This window comes from Flaviaesturariibacter aridisoli (assembly GCF_004343705.1).
Taxonomy (GTDB): domain Bacteria; phylum Bacteroidota; class Bacteroidia; order Chitinophagales; family Chitinophagaceae; genus Flavisolibacter; species Flavisolibacter aridisoli.
Map to the genome: position 1 here is coordinate 12,730 of NZ_SKFH01000024.1, position 16,320 is coordinate 29,049.

General features: G+C 59.7%; 18 protein-coding genes. 9 read left to right on the plus strand and 9 right to left on the minus strand.

The genetic code is table 11. The annotated features are described in order from the left end of the window. Positions 1-14 precede the first annotated feature (14 nt). The 3 genes from E0486_RS13230 to E0486_RS13240 are packed head-to-tail and all read right to left on the minus strand — an operon-like array spanning position 15 to position 3,202. Complete coding sequence (locus E0486_RS13230; protein ID WP_131852655.1) at positions 15-1,166, minus strand: efflux RND transporter periplasmic adaptor subunit; 1,152 nt, start codon at positions 1,164-1,166, stop codon at positions 15-17. A gap of 24 nt (positions 1,167-1,190) precedes the next feature. Then, positions 1,191-2,582, minus strand: a complete 1,392-nt coding sequence (locus E0486_RS13235) for a TolC family protein (protein WP_131852656.1) — start codon at positions 2,580-2,582, stop codon at positions 1,191-1,193. A gap of 5 nt (positions 2,583-2,587) precedes the next feature. Next, positions 2,588-3,202, minus strand: a complete 615-nt coding sequence (locus tag E0486_RS13240; protein ID WP_165917328.1) for a TetR/AcrR family transcriptional regulator — start codon at positions 3,200-3,202, stop codon at positions 2,588-2,590. Positions 3,203-3,309: 107 nt separating this feature from the next. On the opposite strand from E0486_RS13240, the gene E0486_RS13245 reads away from it, so the two are divergent. The 7 genes from E0486_RS13245 to E0486_RS13275 all read left to right on the plus strand — a co-directional run bounded on the left by E0486_RS13245 (position 3,310) and on the right by E0486_RS13275 (position 11,253). Next, positions 3,310-3,990: a DUF502 domain-containing protein gene (locus tag E0486_RS13245; RefSeq protein ID WP_131852658.1), complete on the plus strand. Its 681-nt coding sequence runs from the start codon at positions 3,310-3,312 to the stop codon at positions 3,988-3,990. Next, positions 3,953-4,924: a zinc dependent phospholipase C family protein gene (locus tag E0486_RS13250; protein ID WP_131852659.1), complete on the plus strand. Its 972-nt coding sequence runs from the start codon at positions 3,953-3,955 to the stop codon at positions 4,922-4,924. Before E0486_RS13245 ends, E0486_RS13250 begins: the two co-directional genes overlap by 38 nt. A gap of 318 nt (positions 4,925-5,242) precedes the next feature. After that, positions 5,243-5,587 carry a hypothetical protein gene (locus E0486_RS13255; RefSeq protein ID WP_131852660.1) on the plus strand — a complete coding sequence of 115 codons (345 nt, stop codon included), beginning with the start codon at positions 5,243-5,245 and terminating at the stop codon, positions 5,585-5,587. A 107-nt stretch (positions 5,588-5,694) separates the two neighbouring features. After that, positions 5,695-6,786, plus strand: a complete 1,092-nt coding sequence (gene serC / locus E0486_RS13260; protein WP_243697440.1) for a 3-phosphoserine/phosphohydroxythreonine transaminase — start codon at positions 5,695-5,697, stop codon at positions 6,784-6,786. 87 nt (positions 6,787-6,873) lie between these two features. Beyond that, positions 6,874-8,091 (plus strand): DUF1015 domain-containing protein, encoded by a 1,218-nt coding sequence (locus tag E0486_RS13265; RefSeq protein ID WP_131852661.1) that lies wholly within the window; start codon positions 6,874-6,876, stop codon positions 8,089-8,091. 141 nt (positions 8,092-8,232) lie between these two features. Next, positions 8,233-9,228 carry a tetratricopeptide repeat protein gene (locus E0486_RS13270; RefSeq protein WP_131852662.1) on the plus strand — a complete coding sequence of 332 codons (996 nt, stop codon included), beginning with the start codon at positions 8,233-8,235 and terminating at the stop codon, positions 9,226-9,228. Positions 9,229-9,471: 243 nt separating this feature from the next. Next, complete coding sequence (locus E0486_RS13275) at positions 9,472-11,253, plus strand: AMP-dependent synthetase/ligase (RefSeq protein ID WP_131852663.1); 1,782 nt, start codon at positions 9,472-9,474, stop codon at positions 11,251-11,253. Here E0486_RS13275 and E0486_RS13280 read toward each other — a convergent pair. The 5 genes from E0486_RS13280 to E0486_RS13300 form a co-directional block, all read right to left on the minus strand. Further along, positions 11,244-12,164, minus strand: coding sequence for an NmrA family NAD(P)-binding protein (locus E0486_RS13280; protein ID WP_131852664.1), 921 nt, complete (start codon positions 12,162-12,164; stop codon positions 11,244-11,246). The two genes, E0486_RS13275 and E0486_RS13280, sit on opposite strands and share 10 nt — an antisense overlap. After that, positions 12,161-12,361 (minus strand): hypothetical protein, encoded by a 201-nt coding sequence (locus E0486_RS13285; protein WP_131852665.1) that lies wholly within the window; start codon positions 12,359-12,361, stop codon positions 12,161-12,163. The genes E0486_RS13280 and E0486_RS13285 overlap by 4 nt, the downstream gene beginning before the upstream one ends. Before the next feature lie 84 nt (positions 12,362-12,445). After that, a complete protein-coding gene (locus E0486_RS13290; protein ID WP_131852666.1) occupies positions 12,446-12,856 on the minus strand; it encodes a hypothetical protein in 411 nt (136 codons plus the stop codon). Between the two features lie 162 nt (positions 12,857-13,018). Further along, positions 13,019-13,267, minus strand: coding sequence for a hypothetical protein (locus E0486_RS13295; protein ID WP_131852667.1), 249 nt, complete (start codon positions 13,265-13,267; stop codon positions 13,019-13,021). 173 nt (positions 13,268-13,440) lie between these two features. Beyond that, positions 13,441-13,656 carry a hypothetical protein gene (locus E0486_RS13300; protein WP_131852668.1) on the minus strand — a complete coding sequence of 72 codons (216 nt, stop codon included), beginning with the start codon at positions 13,654-13,656 and terminating at the stop codon, positions 13,441-13,443. Between the two features lie 194 nt (positions 13,657-13,850). On the opposite strand from E0486_RS13300, the gene E0486_RS13305 reads away from it, so the two are divergent. After that, complete coding sequence (locus E0486_RS13305) at positions 13,851-15,020, plus strand: hypothetical protein (RefSeq protein ID WP_131852669.1); 1,170 nt, start codon at positions 13,851-13,853, stop codon at positions 15,018-15,020. A 163-nt stretch (positions 15,021-15,183) separates the two neighbouring features. Here the strand turns inward: E0486_RS13305 and E0486_RS13310 are convergent, their stop codons facing one another. Further along, the gene (locus E0486_RS13310; RefSeq protein WP_131852670.1) at positions 15,184-15,600 is read right to left on the minus strand and encodes an OsmC family protein; all 417 of its coding nucleotides are present in this window, start codon (positions 15,598-15,600) and stop codon (positions 15,184-15,186) included. A 143-nt stretch (positions 15,601-15,743) separates the two neighbouring features. On the opposite strand from E0486_RS13310, the gene E0486_RS13315 reads away from it, so the two are divergent. Next, the gene (locus E0486_RS13315) at positions 15,744-16,187 is read left to right on the plus strand and encodes a response regulator (RefSeq protein ID WP_131852671.1); all 444 of its coding nucleotides are present in this window, start codon (positions 15,744-15,746) and stop codon (positions 16,185-16,187) included. Positions 16,188-16,320: the final 133 nt, after the last annotated feature.

The following is a 16,320-nucleotide window of genomic DNA, read 5'->3' on the forward strand; positions in this document are numbered from 1 at the left end:
TCACGCCTCACGTTTTACTTCGCGATCGCTACCACCTGTCCTTCGTACAGTTCCTGGTAGCCTTCGGTGATGAGCTGGTCGCCGGAGGCGAGGCCGCTCTTCACTTCGACGCGCTCGCCGTAAGATTCACCTACGATGACGGCGCGCTTGCGGGCCACGGATTTGGCGCCTTCCTTGGCCAGTACGTACACGTACTTGCCCTTCTCGTCGCTCTGCACCACGTTGAGCGGCACGGTCACCACATTGGGGTTGTTGTAGTCCTGGATCTTTACCTGCACCACCTGGTTGGGCTTCAGCGCGGGGTCGGCGGGGATGCGGGCTTCCACCACGAAGCCGCGCGTGTCGGCGTTGATGGACTGGCTGATCACCGAGATGCTGCTGTTGAGGGTACGCTTCAGGTCGGGGAGGTAGATCTGCACCGGCGTTCCCTGCTTCACGCGGGGGAGGTAGTTTTCGGGGATGTTGGCCGTCACCTTGAGGGCGCTGTTGTTGACGATCTTGATGTGCGGGCCCATCGGGTTGGCGGCGAACATTTCGCCGGCGTGCACGGTCACTTCATCGGCGATGCCGCTCGTTTCTGCATACACGTTGCTCATGCTCATTCCCTCACGGGCGGTGGCCAGCTGCTTTTCGAGGCCGGTAACGGCGCTGCGCGCCTGCACCAGCTGCACTTCGGTACCGATCTCTTCTTTCCAGAGGCGCTGCTGGCGGTTATAAAGGTCGCGGGCGGTGGCGAGCTGCGCTTCCACGGCGGCTACCTGCGTGCGCTGAACGGCGTCATCAAGCTTCAGCAGCAGCTGGCCCTTGCGCACCGGCTGGCCCTGCGTTACATAGACGGCCTTCACCAGGCCGCCGCCGTTGCGGGGTGCGGCGTAGGAAATGTTGCTGCTCTCCACGCGGCCCTGTAGCTCGATGAAGTGCGTGAAGTGGTCGGTGCTGAGGGGCTGCACCGCTACCAGTTTCGCGGTGGCGGCCGAAGCGGCGGGGTCGGCCTTGGCGATCTCGGCTTCGAGTGCGGTGATCTTGTCGCTCAGCTTTTTCTGTTCGCCGCGGAGCTTTTCCAGTTCGGCTTTCTTATCGTTGAGGGAAGCGTTGCTGTCTTTGCTGGAGTTGCCGCAGGAGGCGAGCAGCAGCAGCAGTACCAATGCGGAAAGTATTCTTTTCATTGTAGCTCTTTTTGAGGTGGTGGTTTATTGCAGTTTGCCAGTAGCGCGCATCAGCTCGATGCGGGCGTTGATGGCGTCGTATAGGGCGTTGTAGTAATTCGACTGTGCGGTGCGCAGGTCGGCATCGGCCGCCGTGATCTCGGTTTGCGAGCCCGAGCCGATCTCGTATTTCTTGCGGGTCTGGTTGTATACTTTATCGGCCAGCTCCATGTTGCGCTTCTGGTTGTCGAGGGTGGAGAGGGCGCTGGCGAAGTTGTTCTGCGCCGTCAGCACCTGCTGGTCGATGGAGAGCCGGAGTCCTTCCACATCGTTCTCCGACCGCTGCAGCTCGAGGCGCGCGCGCTGGATGCGGGCCGCTTTGGCGAATCCGTCGAAGATCGGCACCTGGATGTTGAGGCCTACGGCAGCACCCTTGCTCCAGGAGCCTCCGAAACCAAACTTGTCGCTCTGGCGCAGCAGGCTGTAGTTGGAGGCCAGGGCCACCGTGGGAAAGTAGGTATACTGGTAGCGCTTGATGTTGTAGCGGCGCAGCTCGAGTCCCTTCTGGGCATACTGGTATTCCTTGCGGTCCTCGTATTTATACTGGCCGGCTTCGAGCACGCCCTGGCGCACCTGCTCGAGGCTCACCGTGTCTTTGAGCACGAGCGTGTCGCGGAGGGGCATGCCCATGAGCAGCTTGAGGCCGAGGTACCCATTGTCGACCATGTTGACCACCTTCGTGCGTTCGGTTTGCAGGTTGGTCAGCTGCACGTTCACCTTGTCGATGTCGAGCTTTTCGGCAAAGCCGGCCTCGTAAATCTTGCGGGTGTCGGAGGAAAACTTCTGCAGGCGCACGATATTGGCGTCGATGATGGCGAGCTGGTAGCGCGAGGCGGCCAGCTGGTAGTAGATCTTGTATACGTTGGCGCGGATGTTCTCCTCGGTGACTTCAACGGCCTTCCGGGCAAACTCCATGGAAGCGCGGCGTGCTTGCAGGCCCACGAACACCTGTCCGTCGAAGAGCAGCTGCTGCAGCGACACGCCGGCGTTGTTTTGCCACTTGGCACCGAAGGCGAAGTCGAGGTAGCCGATCTCCGGCATCACGATGGGGCGGCCCTGCCCGTCCTTCACGCCTTCCTTCACCAGGGCACCGTAGGCGCTTTGGGTAAATACGTCGGGCACGCGCTGGCCCAGGATGAGCGGGTTGTAGGTGATGCCGGCATTGGCATTTACCTGGGGGTAGGCATTGGCGGTGATCTCCCGGTTGGTCTGTTGCTGGATCTGGACGTCGAGCAGCGCGTTCTTCACCTGCACGCTGTTCTTGCGGGCAAAGTCGGCGGCTTCGGCAGCCGTCAGCTCGTAGCGCTGCTGGGCGCGGAGCCCGGAGGCGCACCCGATCAGCGACAGCAGCAGCCATAAAGCGAATTTTGGTGTCATCTTCTCTATTTTTTGATTCGTTGTTTCTTATACTTTTCGATCAGCTTTTCCCCGCGTGCGGTAGCGATGCCGTAGAGGAACACTTCCATCAGCTGCCACTCTACCTGCCAGAGGCTGGTGCGGCTCATCGGGAAGACGTCCAGGTTGAAGGCCATCATCATACTGGCGATGCGGTAGCGCGTCAGGATGTCGGCATCCAGCTCCTCCCGGTACAACCCTTCCCCGATGCCCCGTTCGAAGTTGCTCCGGATCATGCCGTAGAGAAACTCGTTCTGGTAGGCCTTGAACTTGCTGAACGTGGGGGCATGGTATTTCTCCATGTCGAACAGCACGGCGGGGTTCATGGTGTTGAACATTTCCTGCACCCGGTCGAAGGCGAGGAAGATCTCGTGGATGGCATTGTCGGCAACAGCCTGCGACTGGCAGCAGCCTGCCTTGTTGTCTTCCATGATGCGGCTGAACACCGCGTTGACGAGTTCTTCCTTGTCGGCGAAATAGAGGTACAGGGTTTTCTTGGACATACCGGTCTGGGCGGCGATATCGTCCATGGATACGGAGCGGATCCCGTAGCGGTTAAACAGCTCGTGCGCTTTGACGAGAATGCGTTCTTTGGGTTCCATAACGGGCGCAAAACTATGGAAACTATTTACGTAACCAAAGTTTCCAACCATTATTTTTTGATGAAATCCTCATATTCCGGGATGAACTGCGCCCCTACCTTTGCCCCATGGACGATCGTCTGCACCCGCCCAAAGAGCGTTTTCGCGTCGGCAGCCTGTTTCAGTATTTCCTGCAGGGGCTGCTCGTCATCGCGCCGGTGGTCATCACGGCCTGGGCGGTGTATTGGGTGGTCGATTCCATCGACAACCTCATCCCCATCTTCGTGGTGCGCCAGCCCGGCGGCCAGGTGGTGATCCGCAACTACGGGCTTGGTTTTGTGCTGGTGCTCGTGGTGGTGTGCCTCATCGGTTACCTGTCAACCTTCTTTATCCGAAACCGTGTGTTCGCGCTCTTCGATTCGCTCCTGAGCAAAACGCCCGGCATCCGTTTTATTTACAGCACCGTCAAGGATTTCACCGAAGCGCTCGGCGGCGAGAAGAAGAAGTTCAACCGTCCCGTGCTCGCCAACATCGACGATACCGATGTGTGGCGCATCGGCTTCATCACGCAGGACCATGCCCGCGACTTCGGGTTTGAAGACTACGTGGCGGTGTACATCCCGATGTCGTACTCGATCGCGGGTAACGTCTACCTGCTTCCAGAGGCGCGCGTACGGCCCATTTCGAACATCAATGCAACGGATGCCATGAAGTTTGCCATCAGCGGTGGCGTGACGCACGTGGAGGAGGGAAAACACCACCCCGACGACCATGCGCAACACCAAAACGGCCCTGCTGCTATGGGCTAGCCTGCTTACCGCCCTGCCTGCGCACTGCTGGGGCTTCTGGGCGCATAAGACCATTAACTACTACGCCGTGTTCGGGCTGCCGCCCGGGCTGCTGGCCTTTTACAAGCCGCACATCCGCTACCTCTCCGAGCATGCCGTGGACCCCGACATGCGGCGCTACCTCGTAGCTGGCGAGGGCGCCCATCATTATATCGACATAGACCGCTACGGCGCGCCGCCCTACGAGGCGCTGCCGCGCCGCTGGGATAGTGCCCGGGCACGTTACGGCGCCGATACATTGCAGGCCTATGGCGTGGTGCCCTGGTGGGTGCCGCTGCTGCACAAGCGGCTCACTGAAGCTTTCAAGGCCGGCGACGCCGCGCGCATCCTGAAGCTGTCGGCCGAGCTGGGCCACTATATTGCCGATGCCCACGTGCCGCTGCATGCCAGCCGCAACCACAACGGCCAGCTGTCGGGGCAGGAGGGAATCCACGGACTTTGGGAGAGCCGCGTGCCGGAGCTGCTGGCCCCGGGTCGCTGGAACTTCGTCACCGGCCCCGCGCAATACCTCGAGCGCCCTGACCATTTTATCTGGGACCGCGTGGTCGAAAGCGGCCGGGCCGCCGACACCGTGCTGGCGCTGGAGCGGGCCCTGGGCGCCGAATTCAAGGGGCAAAAGTGGAGCTGGGAAGAGCGCAAGGGCAAGCTCGTGCGGCAATATGCCTCCGCCTATGCCCGCGCCTACAACGACCGCCTCAATGGCATGGTGGAACGCCGGATGCGGCAGTCCATTTACGCCGTGTCCTGCTTCTGGCTGACCGCCTGGATCGATGCCGGCCAGCCCGACCTGGGCAAACTGGCCGGGAAGGCGCTTTCCGCGGAGGATGAAAAGGAATTCGAGCAGCTGCAGGCGGCGTGGAAATCGGGAGTCATGAAGGGGCGGAGCGAGGACTAGGTTCTTAGGGTTTTTCAGGTTCTTATGGTTTTGAAAGGTTTTGAAGGGTTGGTAACGGGATGGCGCGCTGCACCTGGGGCTCCATCAGCCACGTCATCCCGGCGGCTTGCCGCCGGGATCTGGTCCCGCTTGCCGCCGGGAACTCACCTGAAGCCCACCTGAATCACGCAATCGGGCAGGGCGGGCTTAACGGAGTTTATCCCGCGCGAAGCGAAGGAACCACAAGGCCCCGACGGTACCGTCCGGTTCGCGAAAGCAACGCAATTTTTTTCTGCCTGACCGGCTCAAAAAGGCGTTTTCTGTTATGGCTGGATGAAAATGAGTGCTTTAGATAGTACACTATTCATTTATACGGCGCAGTTTTTTGACATTACGGCACTGCGTTTTGACATTACGGCAGTGTGGCTGGTCGTTACGGAGCTGCGTTTCCGGATTACGAAGCTGCGTCCCGTCATTACGGTGCTGCGTCCGGTCATTACGGAGCTGTCTTTGGACAGTACGGCGCTTCGTCCCGTCATTACGGCGTTGTCCATGGCCGTTACAGGGCTGCTTCTCGTCGTTACGGAGCCGCGCCTGTTTAGTACGACGCAGCAGGTGAACGATGCGGCGCGGCATTTCGCCGTTACGGTGCTGCAGCTGGCGGGTACGTGTAAGGAGGAATAAAAAACGAAGGGTTCCGCCCTTCTTGCTCTTGTTCTGCCTTCTTTTACCGAAACTGTTCCCTTCCTTCCACCCCGCAAAGCCGGATATTTGCCCTCAAACTACCGACCGTGACCACTCCCAAGACCTTGCACAACTTCAACGCCGGCCCTTCGATCCTGCCGAAGAGTGTTTTCGAGGAAGCGGCCCGCAGCCTGCTCGACTTCAACGGTACCGGCCTTTCCATCCTGGAGATCGGCCACCGCACGCCGCTCTTCCAGGCGGTGATCGACGAGGCCGTGGCGCTGCTGCGCGCGCATATGGAGCTGCTGCCGGAGCAGGAAGTGCTCTTTTTGCACGGCGGCGCCTCCACGCAGTTCATGCAGGTGCCGATGAACCTCCTCGACGAAAAAGCGCGCGCGGCCTACACCGACACTGGCGTATGGGCGTCGAAGGCGATCAAGGAAGCAAAGCTGTTCGGCGGGGTGGATGTGGTGTGCAGCTCGAAGGAGGCCAACTATACCTTCCTCCCGAAAGAGTGGACCGTAGACCCATCGGCGGCCTACCTGCACCTTACCACCAACAACACCATCTACGGCACACAGTGGCAAGACCTTTCTCTTTTTTATGAGAAGGGTGTTCCGCTTGTGGCCGATATGAGCTCGGACATTCTCAGCCGCCGCGTGGACTTTTCCAAATACGGCCTCATCTACGCCGGCGCGCAGAAGAACATCGGCGCCGCGGGCGTCAACATCGTAGTGGTGAATAAGAACATGCTGGGCAAGGTGTCGCGGCCGCTGCCGACGATGATGGACTACCGGGCCCACATTGAGGCGGGCTCGCTGCTCAACACGCCACCGGTATTTTCCATCTACGTGTGCCTGCTCACGCTGCGCTGGCTCAAAGAAGTGGGCGGCATCACGCACATTGAAAAGGAAAACGAGCGCAAAGCAAAACTCCTCTACGATACCATCGACAGCATCCCGCTCTTCCGCCCCACCGTTGCCAAAGAAGACCGCAGCCGGATGAACGTTTGCTTCGTGATGGAAGACCCGGCGCTGGAGGCGGCCTTCCTCGCGCTTTGCAAGGAAGAAGGCATGGTGGGCGTGAAAGGCCACCGCTCCGTGGGCGGCTTCCGTGCTTCGCTGTACAATGCGCTGCCGTATGAAAGCGTGGTGGCATTTACCGAACTGATGAAGCAGTTTGCGGAGCGAAAGGGTTAGAAGAGAGATAAGGTTGTTCACGCAGCTTTTCCCGCCTCAGGCGGGAGTGAAGAACCTTTTTTACCTTTGCCCCCTTAAATTGCTCCAATGGCTCAAATCCGTCCGTTCCGCGCCCTGCGCCCGCATAATGAATTCGCCGCACAGGTAGCGTCCAGGCCTTACGACGTGCTCAACTCCGAGGAGGCCCGCCAGGAGGCCGAAGGCAACCTGCTTTCCTTCCTGCATGTAACGAAGTCGGAGATCGACCTGCCCACCGGCATCGATACGCACAGCGCCGAAGTCTACCAGAAGGCCGACGCCAACCTGAAAGCGCTGCAGGAGCGCAAGGTGCTGTTCCAGGACGAGAAGCCCTGCTACTATATCTACGAACTGGCCTGGCGCGGCCGCGCGCAGACGGGCCTCGTATGCGTGTCGTCGGTGAAGGACTACTTCAGCGACGTCATCCGCAAGCACGAGTTCACCCGCCCCGAAAAGGAAAAGGACCGCATCGACCACATGACGGCCATCCGCGCGCAGACCGGCAACGTGTTCCTGGCCTGTAAAGACAACAAGGAACTCGATGATATTTTCGAGCATTGGAAAAAGCAGCACGATGCCGAGTATGTGTTCACCGCGCCCGACGGCGTTACGCACGCCATCTGGGTCGTGGACGGCGCCGCCACCATCGACGCGATCACGCACCTCTTTGAACAGAAAATTCCCTTCACCTATATCGCCGACGGTCACCACCGCTGCGCCTCCGCGGCTAAGGTGAGCGAGCGGTTCCCCGACAGCGAAGCCGCACAGTGGTTCCTCACCACCATCTTCCCGGCCAACCAGCTCGCCATCCTCGACTATAACCGCATCGTGAAGGATCTCAATGGACTGACGCCCGAGGCCTTCCTGGAAAAGGTGAAGGAAAGCTTCGACGTACAGACTGCCGACAAAGCCGTGCAGCCCGCGTCGCTCCACCAGTTCGGGATGTACCTCGGCAACCAGTGGTATACGCTGACCGCGAAGCAAGGCACCTACCAGAACGATCCTATCGGCGTGCTCGACGTAACGATCCTTCAGGAAAACGTGCTCGACCGCATCCTCGGCATCCAGGACCCGCGCACCGACAACCGCGTCGACTTCGTGGGCGGCATCCGCGGCCTGGGCGAGCTCGAAAAGCGTGTGCAGGGCGGCGAGGCCGCGGCCTTCAGCCTCTACCCCGTCAGCATCCAGCAACTCTTCGACATCGCCGACTCCGGCGAGGTGATGCCGCCCAAGAGCACCTGGTTCGAGCCGAAGCTCCGCGACGGGTTGCTCACACACCTGATTTGATGCCTGGTCTCCGATGTCGGATGTCTGATAGGGAACGGATCGCGTTGCGGTCCTTTCTTTTTTCGTGCGCCAGCCAAATCAGACATCAGACATCAGAGATTTTAACGGCCCCGAAAGGGCCGTTCACCGTATTTTGTGCCCATGAAACGACTCTTTTCCGCTCTGCTGGCCCTGTCGCTGTCGCTGGCCGCTGCGGCCCAGGATAGTCCGCTGGAAACCGGCCGCGCCTTCCTGCGCTCGGGTGATTACGACAACGCCGTCCTGGTGCTTACCCGTGGGCTGCAGGCCGACCGCAACAGCCTCGACCTGCAAAAAGAGCTCGCGATGGCCCTCTACCTGAAGCGCGATTACAACAAGGCGCTCGACATCGCCAAAGAGATGATCGATCATCCCGACGTGGACGTTCCGGCCTACCAGATCGCCGGCAACGTATACAAGGCCCTAGAGCGCGTGAAAGACGCCGAAAAGCTGTACCGCTCGGGCCTGAAAAAGTTCCCGAAAAGCGGTCCCCTCTACAGCGAGTATGGTGAGCTGCTCTGGGCGAAAAAAGATTTCACGGCCATCGATCAATGGGAAAAGGGCATCAAGGAAGACCCCGCCTTCAGCGGCAACTACTACAATGCGGCCCTGTATTACTTCTATACCAAGGACAAGACCTGGACGCTCGTATACGGAGAGATCTTCGTGAACATGGAAAGCCTCAGCGAGCGCGGTACCGCCATGCGCGGACTGCTGCTGTCGGCCTACAAGGAGAAGCTGTTTACCGACGCCGACATGCTGCAGGAGCAGAAGAAGCCTTCCGACTTTTCGCGGGCCTTCCTCGAAACGATGGGCAAGCAATCGTCACTCGCCAACCGCGGCCTCAACCCCGAGGTGCTGACGATGATCCGTGCGCGCTTCATCCTCGACTGGAGCAAAACCTACCAGGGACGATTCCCCTTCAAGCTGTTCGACTACCAGCAGCAACTGCTGCGCGAAGGCCTCTTCGATGCGTATAACCAGTGGCTCTTCGGCACGGCCGAAAACCTGCCCGCCTTCGAAACCTGGGCCCGGAATCATTCAGCCGAATACGAGAAGTTCAGCACCTTCCAGAAGGGACGGGTGTTCCGGATGCCGGCGGGGCAATACTACCAATAACCGTGTGTCGTTTATAGTTTGTGGTTCGTAGTTGCGCGATGCACGCGAAGCGTCATTACGAGCGCAGCGAGGCAAACTCCTCCGTTACGCGGAGTGCCTGCGCCATTCAAGCATTTTAAATTGAAAGGGCTGCCCGGCAGGAATTGCTCTCCGGTTCGGTGAGTTGGCTTCGCTACCTCAGAACCTGAGCCCGCTGCGTTTTCGTTTTTCCAGTAACTTGACCGGGTACTTTATTTTTGCTTTATGAATCATCCGCGCCGCCTGTACGATTGCCTGGACCAATTGCTGCAATCCGCTCCCGATAACCCGCTGTTGGCGGGCAAGGAGGGCGGCAGCTGGCGAACCTGGAACGTGCGCGAGGTAGCCGATCATGTGAACCGCCTCGCCACGGGCCTGCTGGCGCTGGGCATCGGACCGCGCGACATGTCCATCGAAGGACGCGACAAGATCGCCATTCTTGCCAAGAACCGCCCCGAGTGGGTGCTGGTAGACCTCGCCGTGCAGAAAGCCGGCGCCGTGCTGGTGCCCGTATATCCCACGGTGCATGTTAACGACCTCGCCTTTGTGCTCAACGACGCCCAGGTGAAGATCGTGATCGTGAACGACGCCGACCTGCTGCAGAAGGTGGAGTCGGTGCGCGGCGAATGTCCCTCGGTGCAGGCCATTTACAGCTTCGAGCGCATCGCCGGCCTTCCGCATTGGACGGAGTTGCTGGAAGGCGGCACGCAAGAACAGCAGCAGCAACTCGCCGCCATCGACGAGCGCATCAATACCGAAGACCTCTTCACCATCATTTATACTTCCGGCACTACCGGCATTCCCAAAGGCGTGATGCTGTCGCACCACAACGTGCTTAGCAACGTGCTGGCCACGCAGGCGCTGCTGCCGGTGCGGCGGGGCAGCAAGGTGCTTTCATTCCTGCCCCTCAACCACATTTTCGAACGCACGGTCACCTTTATCTACCTTTTTGCCGGCGTCACCATCTACTATGCCGAGAACCTCGATACCCTCGGCGACAACCTCAAGGAGGTAAAACCGGAAATGTTCACTACGGTGCCGCGCCTGTTGGAGAAAGTGTATGAAAAGATCATGGCGAAGGCGGGCGAGCTGACCGGCATCAAAAAGAAGCTGTTCTTCTGGGCGCTCCGGCTCGGCGAGCGTTACGATGTGGCCAAACCCGGCTCGCTGGGCTACCGGCTGCAGCTGAAGCTGGCAAACAAACTCATTTTCAGCAAGTGGCGCGAAGGCCTTGGCAACAACATCCGCGGCATCGTTACCGGCGCGGCGGCCTGCCCCGAGCGCCTCATCCGCGTATTCACCGCCGGCGGCATTCCCATCATGGAAGGCTATGGGCAAACCGAATCGTCGCCCGTCATTTCGGTCAATCATATCGAGCCGGAAAACCGCCGCTTTGGCACCGTGGGCCCGGCGATCGATGGGGTAGAGGTGAAGATCGCCGAAGACGGCGAGGTGTTGTGCAAGGGTCCCAACGTGATGATGGGCTACTACAAGCGCCCCGACCTCACCGAAGAAGTGGTGAAGGATGGGTGGCTCTATACCGGTGATATCGGCACAATGCAGGAAGGCAAATTCCTCAAGATCACCGACCGTAAGAAGGAGATTTTCAAGACCTCCGGCGGCAAGTTCGTGGCGCCGCTGCCGATCGAAACGCGCATGGTGGAGTCGCCCTTTATCGAGCAGATCATGGTGGTGGGTGATGGCCAGAAGTTCGCCGGTGCACTGGTGGTGCCCAACTTCGCGCGCCTGCAGCAATGGTGCGGCACGCAGGGCATCGATATCAACAACCGCGAGGCGCTTTGTAAAAACAGCCGCGTGCACGAATTCCTGCAGCAGCAGGTGGATACCTACAATGTTTATTTCAACAAGGTGGAACAGGTGAAGAAGATCGCACTGCTGCCGAAAGAGTGGAGCGTGGAAGGCGGAGAGCTGACGCCGAAACTGAGCCTCAAACGCAAAGCCATCATGGAGAAATACAAGGAGGCCGTCCGCACGATTTACGAATAAGCATTCCCTGCATTACCGGCCCGCAACACCTCCGCAACAGGCATCCACGTGAGGTCGGAGTACCGGTCATTATCGAGCGTTTCCAATTTCGCTTGCCCGCTCAGCATATCGTGCAGGTATTGCATGCCCTGCCAGGGCGGGAAGACCTCCTTGCGTGCGGGCGCCAGGAAGCGCGTCACCCGGATGAGGGTGCGCAGCATGCCCAGCCCACCTGGGCGAAGCAGCCGGAATTCTTCACCAAAGACCGATGCAGCAACTGCTTGCAGCTGGCGGATCGTGCGCACATCGCCAGCGATGCGCAGGTAACGCGGCGCGCTTTCATCGAGGGCGGCGGCGGCGGTGTAGGCCGCCGTATCTTCCATCGTGGTAAAGTCAAGCGGCACGTCGGCGCTTCCCCAATAAAGAATACGGCGTTGCTTACGCAGCACCACGGGCGCCTGCCCGGTGAGCAGGTCGGCAAACATCCCGTTGAGGATGCCGGTAGCCCGCAGCGGGGCGGCATCGAGGCGCGCGGCAAAACGGCGGCGCAGGTCGAGGTTGCGGTTGCCGCCCGGCAGCAGGCGCGTATAGTCGATACAGTAATCGGAAGGAATAAAGCGGGGCACGCCCGCTTTTACGGCGGCGTCCAGCAGGCGGCTCTGCGTGTCCACGATCACGTCTTCGAGCCCGGACAGGGCCGACACAATGCAGCCGCCGCTGCTGCAAGCCTGCAACAGGCTGCCGCGATCTTCATAGTTCACCGGCACGAGCGTTGCGCCGCGCAGTTCAGGAACACCCGTACGGCTTCCCGGCCGCACGAGTGCGCGCACGGCGGCGCCCCGAAGGAGTAAGTGATGAGCGATGCGGCGGCCCAGCGCGCCGGTGGCGCCGCAAAGGATCACCGGTGCCGTCGATGGTTGCGGAACGATCAAGGAATGCCCTCCGTTGTATTCTGGTTATTGGCATCGCGCATCTGCTCCACGTCCTGGCGGGTGTCGCTGCCCTCCGATTGCTCGGTAAGGCGACTGCTCTGGCGCTGCAGGTACTCGCCCTGCTCCTTGTGCTGGCTGTCGGTTTGCGTGGGCTTCGGGTAAGCCTGGGCCCGTTCGTTCTGATCTTTTTCGTCCATGACTATTCGTTTTAGGAAAAAGAACGCCCCGTAGAAATACAGGGCGTTCTTTCATTAGTTAACTAACAAGCAAATCGTGGTGACTTACATGCCACCTTCACGGCCCGTAGAGCCGCCCGACTGGCTGGAGCCGCCACGGCCACTGTCGCCGCTGTTGAGGTTCGAACCACCGGAAGAAGAACCGTAATCCGAGCCGGAGCTACGGCCACTTTGGCCCTGGCCGCTCTGGCTGCCCGAGCTGGTGCCCTGGCTTTGATTGCCGAGGCCTTCGGAACTGCGCTGAGAGCCGCCCTGGGAGCCGCTGCGGTTTTGATCGCCGCTTTGGGAGCCACTACGGTTCTGATCGCCGCTCTGGCTGCCGCTGTTACCCATGCCGCCGCCCTGCTGAGAGCCGCCGCTGGTGTTTTGGGATTGACCACCGAGGCCCTGCTGAGAGCCGCCAATGTTGCCGGAACGACCCTGTTCCTGGCCCTGGTTTCTTTGATTGTTCTCCATGACTGTTGATTTTGAATGAAGAAAAAATATGCGGTAGGAATGGTAATAAATCCCATGCCGTACCGGCTTACGTTTACCATCATGCGAGCCGGTGGGCGCCGAAAGCCACGCCCGGCAAGCTTTGTAGAAGCTTTGACCCAAGTGCCCTCTGGCACAAGCTCGTCAGGAGCCCGACACTTGTCCGTCGTAATCGGAGCCCGTCACACTGCGCTTCGTACTGATACCCGAATCGCCGCGGCGCGTGGCGTTGCCCGTGTTACCCAGGTCGGCTACACCGCCGCTGTTGGTGCGGCTGTCGCTGCTTTGGCCACCCGAATGACTCACGTTCTGTTGTTGTTCTTGTTGTTGCCGGCGGTCGTTGTTCGACAGCCGGTCGCGTTGCGGGTCGAGATTCTGATTGTTCTCTTTCATGTTTCCTGATTTAATGATGAGAGGGAGTCCATGCGTGCCCCGGAGGAGCCCGGTGCACTCTAAGACGGGCATGGTACGTCTGTAAGGAAGAGCATTGATGCCTAGGAATGAGCCGGCGGCCGGGTTAAGAATTCCGTCTTTGCGCTCACGGCCGCCGGCTCCTGCCAGCGGGTTTACCGGCCACTCCGGCTGGAACCGCCGCTGCCACCCTGGCGGTCATTGCCGCTCGTACCGCGGCTGCGCTCCGAGGTGTTACCAGGCTGATCGGACACTTGCTGCTCATTGCCACGGGCCAGGCCGGGGGTTTGCTGGCTGTTGCCGCTGCCGCCTTTCTGGTTGTTATTGCCCTGGCTTTGCGCGCGCTCGCGCTTGTCTCTGCGATGACTCATGATTGTTGTTTTTGATGAACAAATGGTTCCGGCGCCGCTCCTTTCGGAACAGGCGCAGATCATTCATTGTCGGGCAGGTCGGCTTATTGTGGAACGGTTACGGAGCGGTTGTTATAAATTAAAAAATTATGCCATGTTTGCCGGGGCTATCCGAAATAAGCCCTACCTTACGCCCCTCTTAAAACTAACGATTGATGAGAAAAGCCTTGCTGGCCCTGCTGGCCGCAGGGGCCATCGGCTCCGCTTCCGCCCAGACCGACTACCCGATCTTTCGCGATACGGCCGCGCTGCGCCCCGAAAACGCAGGTCGGCTGAGCCTGCAGGTGGACAACATCAACTACCTCCGCAACTACGAATGGTTCGGGAATATCCCCAACAGTTACACGCTTTTGGGTACGCTGGTAATTCCCCAGCTTCAGTACCAGCTCAACGAGCACATTGCTTTCAAAGGCGGCCTGCTGCTGCGCCGTGAGTTCGGCCGCCCCGGCCTCGTTACCGTGGAGCCGCAGTTCCAGGCGAAATACCAGAAGAAAGGCCTCACGTTCATCATGGGCACCCTCGAGGGGGGGCTCAACCACCGCTTCGTGGAGCCGCTCTACAATATCGAGCGGTACATCGTGGGCCGCATGGAGCGCACCGGTATGAACGACGTGGAGCGCGCCGCCACCACCCGCAACGAGCAGGGACTGCAGTTGAAGTATGAAAAAGGCGCCTTTTGGGGCGATTGGTTCATCGACTGGCGCGAGTCGATCGTCATCGACGACGTCTTCCGCGAACAACTCAACTCGGGCATTTCCACGCGCACCCGACTCATCAACCGTCCCGGCTTTACGCTGACCGTGCCCCTGCAAGTGCTGGTCAGCCACTACGGCGGGCAGATCTCCACCTCGCCCAATGCTATCGAATCGTTGTTCAACGGCGCCGCGGGCTTGTCGCTGGCCTTCCCCTTGCGTGAGGGCGGCGCACTGCGCTCGGTGCAGACCGATCATTATTATGTGGGGTATAAAAACATTTCGGGCAACAAGCTTCGCCTCTACAACGAAGGTTATGGCTGGCTGTCGACCCTGCTGCTGAAATCAAAGTGGAACCTCGACCTGGAGCTCCGCTACTGGAAAGGTGCCACCTTTTACGGGCCGCTGGGACTGCCCCTCTACAATTCGATCTCCGAAAAGCTGCCCAACTTCGGCGAGCCCGACCGCCAGCTGCTCTTTGCCACCTTTATCTACGACAAGACGCTGTTCCCCAACGTCAACATCGACCTTCGCCTGGAGCCCTACTACGACCTCAACAACAAAAAGCTCGAGTACGGCTATTCCGCGTTTTTGCGGCTCAACAAGGAATTCTTCCTGAAGAAGTTGCGGTAGGGGAGGTTTCGGGTTGCTGGTTGCCGGTTTCCGGTTTCCGGTTTCCGGTGTGGGACAGTACGGCATCGCAACAAGAAAGCCCCACCAATGGCGGGGCTTTATTAGGGCTCGTATGTCGTCGCTTGCGCAACTACAAACTACAAACTTCAAACTATAAACTGCCTCAGGCAAGCTTTCCTTCGGAGCTGATCTTCGTGCCTTGCGTCAGCAGCTTCGAAATAGGGCATTCCTGCTCGGCCTTCTTGACGGCGGCCTGCCACTGCTCTTCGGAGATGCCGGGCACCTTGCCGCTCACCGTGAGGTGCGAGCTGGTGATGGTGCCGTTCTCGAAGTTGATATCGCACTTCGTCTCGAGCGAGTCGGGCGTAAAGCCGCCTTCGCCGAGCACGAAGCTGAGTTTCATGGTAAAGCAGCCCGCGTGGGCCGCGGCGACCAGTTCTTCGGGGTTGGTGCCGGTGCCATCGGCAAAGCGGCTATTGAACGAGTATTGCGTTTGCTGCAGCACCCCGCTCTGCGAGCTAAGGGTACCCTTGCCTTCCTTGCCGGAGCCGTTCCAAACGGCAGATGCATGACGGATCATAAGCTGGAAATTTATTTGGCGCTAAGATAAGCGCGGGCCATGCGCCCCGCCCACCCGCAAATGCACTACCTTTGCCCTTCACGGCAGCCTCCTCTCCGCCGCAGTTCCCCCTTTCCCTGCCTACCCGCAAAAAACATCGTTTTATGCAAACCGCTATTGAAAGGATCCTGCTGGTCGACGACGACCCCGACGACGCCTTCCTGCTGGGAAGCGCGCTCTCCGAACTCCCCGTTCCGATCGTGCTGCACAGCGTCGACGGCTGTGATGAACTCGTGGCCGCCGTCCGGCGTTTTGGCCCCGACCTCATTTTCATGGACATGAACATGCCGAAGAAGAACGGCATTGAGTGCCTCGCCCTGTTACAGGCCAACGCCCTGTCGGGGGTGCCGGTGGTCATGTACAGCTCCGCCGACGCCCCGGAACTGGTGCACGAAGCCTACGCTGCCGGGGTAAGCCTGTTTTTCCGCAAGCCGGCCTCCTTCGATATGCTGGTGAACGTGCTGAACGACGTAGTCGCCCTCGATTGGTCCGATCCTGCCGCCATCCGGACCCGTTTCGCCGAAAGGGTGGTGCCTTCGGGGCTCTAAGGGAATTCTAAGATCAACGGCAGGAATCAGGCAGGAGCCCTTAGGTACAACCTTTAGCGGCGCTTCGCGTTATCCCCCAATTTGCGCAGAAAAGCCACGCCGAAAAACGTTACGGCCGAGGTGGAGCGTAGCT